Raw genomic sequence first — 6136 nt, 5'->3', positions numbered from 1 at the left:
CGTCCGGCGTTCAGCGGCCGGCACCCAGCGTCACGACCAGCGCCAGCAACTCGTCGAACCGGAACGGCTTCGTGACGTAGGCTGCGAAGCCGGCCGCCTTGCCTCGATCCACGTCGTGGGCCATGGCCGACGCGGTCACGGCGACGACCGGCGTGTCCCGCAGCCGCGGATCGCGCCGGAGCTCCTGCAGCACCTCGAAGCCGCTCATGCGCGGCAGCAGGATGTCGAGCAGGATCACGTCGGGCCGCTCGGCGCCGGCCATCGCCACCCCGCTGGCCCCGTCCTGGGCAGTCAGCAGCTCCAGGTCCGGGCGGTCCTCGAAGGCGGCTTGCATCAGTGCCAGGTTGATCGGGTTGTCCTCGATGTACAGGACACGCAGCGTCCGGTGCGCCGTGCGCTGCACGGCCAGGGGCGCGCTCACCGCGGCCTCGATGTCCGTTGCCGCGAGCGGCAGCTCGATCCAGAAGCGGGAGCCCTCGCCTTCGACCGACTCCGCACCGACGTCGCAGTGCATCAGCTCGGCCAGCCGCCTGGACAAGGCCAGCCCGATGCCCGAACCCTGCACATCGGAGTCCTCCTGGCCGAGACGCTCGAACGGCGTGAAGAGCAGCGCCAGCCTTTCGCTCGCGATCCCCGGCCCGGTGTCGCTGACGGTGACCCGCACGCGTCGGCCGTCGGCGCTGCGATCCCGATGGACGACGACACGCCCCCCGACGCGGTTGTACTTGACCGCGTTGGACAGGAAATTCACCAGGATCTGCCGCAAGCGGGTGCGATCGGCGACGACCGCCAGCGCGTCACCGCCCGCATCGGCGGTCAACGCCACCTGCCGTGCGTCGGCGCCCACGCGGCACATCGACACGGCCTCTTGAACGACGGCATCCAGGTCCACCGGCGCCAGGCGGACGTTCAGCTTGCCGACCTCGATGCGCGCCAGGTCGAGCAGCTCGTCGATCAGTTCGAGCAGATGATCGCCCGCATGGCGGATCTCGGAAAGCCAGTGGCCGTGCTTGTCCGAGCGCTCGGTCATCTCGAGAAGCTGCGCGAAGCCGAGGATGGCGTTCATCGGCGTGCGCAGTTCGTGGCTCATGCGCGAGAGAAACTCCGACTTCCCGCGATTGGCGCGCTCGGCTTCGTCGCGTGCCGCTTCCAGCGCCCGGGTGCGCTCCAGCACCCGGGACTCCAGTCGACGATTGGCCTCGAGCAACGCCTCCTGGGCCTGTTTCAGCTCCGAGACATCCAGCGCCGTGATGGCCACGCTGCGCGCGCCGTCTGCCGCGGTGATCGGCGCGATCGTGATGACGTAGTGACGCGGCACGCCGGCTTCGTTGGGCAGCATGCTCTCGAAGCTCTGGCGCGAGCCGCTCGTGAAAGCGGCATGCAGGTAGCCGTTGAAGCGTTCCCTTTGCTCAGGCGGATACCAGTCCTGCGCCAGGGTCCCGACAACGCGCCGGCGCGGCGGATCGTCGCCGCGGTTGGCGAAGATCGTGCGGCCGTTCGCATCGACCTCGTAGATCAGCACCGCCGTGTGGGCCGTCAGCGCACGCAATCGGGCCTCGCTCGCACGCACTGCCGCCTCGGCACGCTTGCGATCGTCGACGTCCATCGCCGTTCCCAGCGCGCGCAGCGGCGCCCCCTGCGCGTCGCGCTCGACGATGCGGCCCCGCAGGACGACCCAGCGCCAACCCAACTGCTCATGCCTGAGCCGCAGCTCGATCCTCAGCGCCTTCGTGCGCTGGTCCGGATCGCTGCGCAGTTCAGCCGCCACGGCCTCGATGTCGTCGGGATGGACGCGCTCGCGCCAGAACGCGAGCTGCGGCCTCAGCTGCGAGGGCTCGACGCCGACGATGCGCGCGCACTCGTCATTGGCTTCGACCCGCTGCAGGGCCAGGTCGCACTCCCACAGTCCTGCAGACGCGGCCTCCATGCCGAGGCGCAAGCGCATCTCGCTGTCGGCCAGCTGCGCCTGCGACGCCTGGACCTCGAGGTTCGCCCGCCGCACCGAGTTCGACAACGCATTGATGGCCGCGACGACGGTGTCGAGCGCGTCCGGACGCCAGCGGCCGGCGGCATGCCGGTCGAGCACCAGCGGAGGATCGCCGGGCCCCGCGTGCAGGGGATCGATGCTGCGAACATGCCGCGCCACCTTGGCCAGATGCTGGGTCACCATGTACTGGAAGACGAGCAGCAGGAACACGGCCACCAGCGCGGTCTTGACGGCATTGCCGACCAGCGCGGTCACGAGCCGGCTCCCGATGCGCGTGAGCACGCCATCGACGCTGGCGGTCACATGCAGTGTCCCGATGAGGACGGCGGCTCCGCCTTGCTCATGCATCAGGGGCACGGAGGTCTGCAGGCGCCGCTGCGATTCGGCCCGGACCACCGACCAGCGCGTGCGGCCCTCGACGTCGATGCGGGCCGATTCGATGTCGGGCAGCCGCAGCAGGCCCTCCAGCTGGCTTTGCACCGCCTCCGCGTCGAACTGCCAGACACTGTGCGCGAGCGACGGTGCGTAGCTCGACCCGATGAAGCGGAACGCGCTGTCGATCTCGCGCAAGTCGCGTCGGTAGTCGACATACAGATCGACGGCCGTGATGAACGTCGTCACCAGCGAGCTGAACAGGACCACCGCAATCAGCAGGCGCTTGGCCAGGCCGTTGCCGTTGAACAAGGCATGGCGCACGCCGCTCCAGGCCGGCGTGGACACAACGCTCATCGTTCGGCCTCGCGAAGCATGCGAAGCGTGATCTCCCGACGCAGGCGTTCCAGTTCGCCACCGGCCTCCATCTCCTGGACGACCTTCTCCACCCGGGGCACGAGCTCGCGATGCCGCTCGTGCAGGAAGTGATACAGCGGGATGTGCTCCAGCGCCGGCGACAACGGGCGAACCACCGCGTCGAGGCGCAGCTTCCTGTTCAGCAGCACACCGCTGAACCGATCGCAGACCRCCACATCGATGCGTCCGCTGGCGAGCATCTGCATCAGCTGCTCCATCGTCGCGACCGCTTCGACCTTGCTCATCCCGCTCGTTCCACGCTCGGAGGAGCCGACGCCGCGAACGATGCCGATCGAATACGGCGCGATCGAGCTCCAGCCGTCGATCCGGAGTTCGCGCTGCTTCACGAAGGCCRATGGCTCGATGTAGTTGATCGAAGCCCGCACCGGCAGCAACGACGGAAACTCGCTCTGCACGGCGAGGATCCTGTGCACCTCCCCATCCACGCGCCCCTGGCTCGACTCGACGAGGGCCCTCTTGGCCGGCAGGTCGACGAACTCGATCGCGATGTCCAGGCGCTGGTAGACGGCTTTCAGGATCTCGCCGCCGACGTATTGATCCGGAATGTTCTCGAGGCGTGCCAGCCGCAGCACCGCCTGGGCCGGCGCCGCATCGGCGCGCGAGGGGGGCAGCGCGAACCCGATCAAGCAGGTCAGCAGCCAGCGCCTCGCCGGACTCGCCCCTACGACTGCAGAAGTGGCAATGGAATCCATGGCTGGTCTTCCTGATCCGCCCGCGTTCGCCCGAGCCCGCGGGCGCCCAGTGTAGGCCAGCCGCACTTCGGTGCGCCAGCCCCGGGGCCCGGGGTCAGCCGAGCGCCGCGACGATCTCCGGCGGCGCCTGCACCAGCTCGATCAGCACGCCCTCGCCGGCCACCGGGAATTCATCGTTGCTCTTCGGGTGGACGAAGCAGATGTCGTGGCCGGCCGCGCCCTTGCGGATGCCGCCGGGGGCGAAGCGCACACCGTTYGCCGTGAGCCACTCGACCGCGCGCGGCAGGTCGTCGATCCACAGCCCGATGTGGTTCAGCGGTGTCGTGTGCACCGCCGGCTTCTTCTGCAGGTCGAGCGGCTGCATCAGGTCGACCTCGACCTTGAATGCACCATGCCCCATCGCGCAGATGTCTTCATCGACGTTCTCGCGCTCGCTGACGAAGTTGCCGGTGACCTCCAGGCCCAGCATGTCGACCCACAGCGTGCGCAGCCGGTCCTTGCGCTCGGCGCCGATCGCGACCTGCTGGATGCCGAGGACCTTGAAGGGGCGTTGAGTTGTGCTCATGGCGTCACGCGAAACGGATGATGACCTGATCGACCGCCAGGCTCTCGCCCTTCGCGGCCGACACCTCGGCGACCACGGCGTCTTGCGTGGCCACCAGGATGTTCTCCATCTTCATCGCCTCGATCGTCGCGAGACGCTCGCCGGCGCGCACCTGCTGGCCCGGTGTCACCGCCACGTCGACCAGCAGCCCTGGCATCGGCGACAGCAGGAACTTGGACAGGTCCGGCGGCGCCTTGAACGGCATCAGCGCCTGCAGTTCGGCCACGCGCGGCGCCAGCACGCGCGCCTCGATGGCCGCGCCGTCGTGCGAGACGCGGTACGGCAGCCCCAGCCGCTCGATCTGCGCGACAAAGGGCTTGCCGTTGCAGTGCCCGTGGATCACCAGGTCGCGCAGGTTCGAATCGAACTCGATCAGGTACTGCGCGTCGCCGATGCGCACGTCGTAAGCGCCCCCTTGCGGCCGCACCGTCAGCGCGGTGCGCTCGCTGCGCCCTTCGCCCAGCGGCACGACGACGACGAAGGCATCGCCCACCTGGAACTCGTGCCCCGGCATCTGCCCGCTGATGCGCGCCGCGCGCTCCAGGTGCTGGCGGTTTGCCACCGCCGCCAGCGCGCGCAGGAACAGCGGATCGGCAGGCGTCACCAGTTCGGCCGAGAAGCCCTTCGGGAAATGCTCGGCGATGAAGCCGGTATTGAAGTCGCCGGCGACGAACTTCGGGTGCGCGAGCAGCGCCGCCTGGAACGGGATGTTCGAGTTGATGCCGCGGATCGCGAAGCCGTTCAGCGCCTCGCGCATCTTCGCGATCGCGTCGGCGCGGTCGCGGCCGTGCACGATCAGCTTCGCGATCATCGAGTCGTAGAACATCGGGATCTCGCCGCCCTCGCTGACGCCGGTGTCCACGCGCACGCCGCCTTGTTGGGCCGGCGGCAGGTAGCGCACCAGCCGGCCGGTCGACGGCAGGAAGTTGCGGAACGGGTCTTCGGCGTTGATGCGGCACTCCATCGCCCAGCCGTCGCGCTTGATCTGGCCTTGCGTGAACGGCAGTTTCTCGCCGGCCGCCACGCGGATCATCAGCTCCACCAGGTCGAGCCCGGTGATGCCTTCGGTCACCGGGTGCTCCACCTGCAGCCGGGTGTTCATCTCGAGGAAGTAGAAGCTGCGGTCCTTGCCGACCACGAACTCCACCGTGCCGGCCGACTGGTAGTTCACCGCCTTCGCGAGCGCCACCGCCTGCTCGCCCATCGCCTGGCGGGTTTTCTCATCGAGAAAGGGGCTGGGCGCCTCCTCGATCACCTTCTGGTGGCGGCGCTGGATCGAGCACTCGCGCTCCCACAGGTAGACGGTGTTGCCGTGCGCATCGCCCAGCACCTGGATCTCGATGTGGCGCGGCTCCTCGACGAATTTCTCGATGAACACGCGGTCATCGCCGAAGCTGTTGCGCGCCTCGTTCTGGCACGCGGTGAAACCTTCGAACGCCTCCTTGTCGTTGAACGCGACGCGCAGGCCCTTGCCGCCGCCGCCGGCACTCGCCTTGATCATCACCGGGTAGCCGATGCCTTTCGCGATCTCGACCGCATGCTGCGCAGTGTCGATCGCGGCGTTGTGGCCGGGGATGGTGTTGACCCTCGCGGCAGCCGCCAGCTTCTTCGACGCGATCTTGTCGCCCATCGCGGCGATCGACGCATGCTTCGGGCCGATGAAGACGATGCCTTCCTCCTCGACGCGGCGCGCGAACTCCTCGTTCTCGCTGAGGAAGCCGTAGCCCGGGTGCACCGCCTGCGCGCCGGTCTGCTTGCAGGCGGCGATGATCTTGTCCATCACCAGGTAGGACTCGCGCGACGGTGCCGGACCAATGTGCACCGCCTCGTCGGCGAGCTCCACGTGGCGGGCGTCGCGGTCGGCATCGGAATAGACGGCGACCGTCTGGATGCCCATCTTCTTCGCGGTGTGGATCACGCGGCAGGCGATCTCGCCGCGGTTGGCGATCAGGATCTTGGTGAACATCTTCATGCCCCTCACAGCGGGATGTTCCCGTGCTTGCGCCACGGGTTCTCGATCTTCTTGTTGCGCAGCATCACGAG

Annotated in this window: 4 protein-coding genes; all 4 read right to left on the bottom strand. The window is 68.4% G+C overall.

From position 1 onward, the window contains the following. Positions 1–10: 10 nt before the first annotated feature. Positions 11–2716: an ATP-binding protein gene (locus tag AC1D12_RS21910; RefSeq protein ID WP_477826107.1), complete on the bottom strand. Its 2706-nt coding sequence runs from the start codon at positions 2714–2716 to the stop codon at positions 11–13. After that, on the bottom strand, positions 2713–3489 hold the full coding sequence (locus AC1D12_RS21905) for a substrate-binding periplasmic protein (RefSeq protein ID WP_477842825.1): 777 nt from the start codon (positions 3487–3489) through the stop codon (positions 2713–2715). Before AC1D12_RS21905 ends, AC1D12_RS21910 begins: the two co-directional genes overlap by 4 nt. 94 nt (positions 3490–3583) lie before the next feature. After that, positions 3584–4054 carry a VOC family protein gene (locus AC1D12_RS21900; RefSeq protein ID WP_465111782.1) on the bottom strand — a complete coding sequence of 157 codons (471 nt, stop codon included), beginning with the start codon at positions 4052–4054 and terminating at the stop codon, positions 3584–3586. 4 nt (positions 4055–4058) lie between these two features. After that, positions 4059–6059, bottom strand: a complete 2001-nt coding sequence (gene accC, locus AC1D12_RS21895) for an acetyl-CoA carboxylase biotin carboxylase subunit (RefSeq protein WP_477842826.1) — start codon at positions 6057–6059, stop codon at positions 4059–4061. Between the last annotated feature and the right edge of the window lie 77 nt (positions 6060–6136).

The sequence above is a fragment of the Rhizobacter sp. P1_G5 genome, assembly GCF_056405435.1.
Note: the sequence above shows the minus strand (reverse complement) of the source record. Positions and strands in the feature narration are given on the sequence as shown.

Coding starts and splice junctions, on each gene's coding strand:
- accC (WP_477842826.1), bottom strand. CDS start 6,059: ATGTTCACCAAGATCCTGATCGCCAACCGCGGCGAGATCGCCTGCCGC.
- AC1D12_RS21910 (WP_477826107.1), bottom strand. CDS start 2,716: ATGAGCGTTGTGTCCACGCCGGCCTGGAGCGGCGTGCGCCATGCCTTG.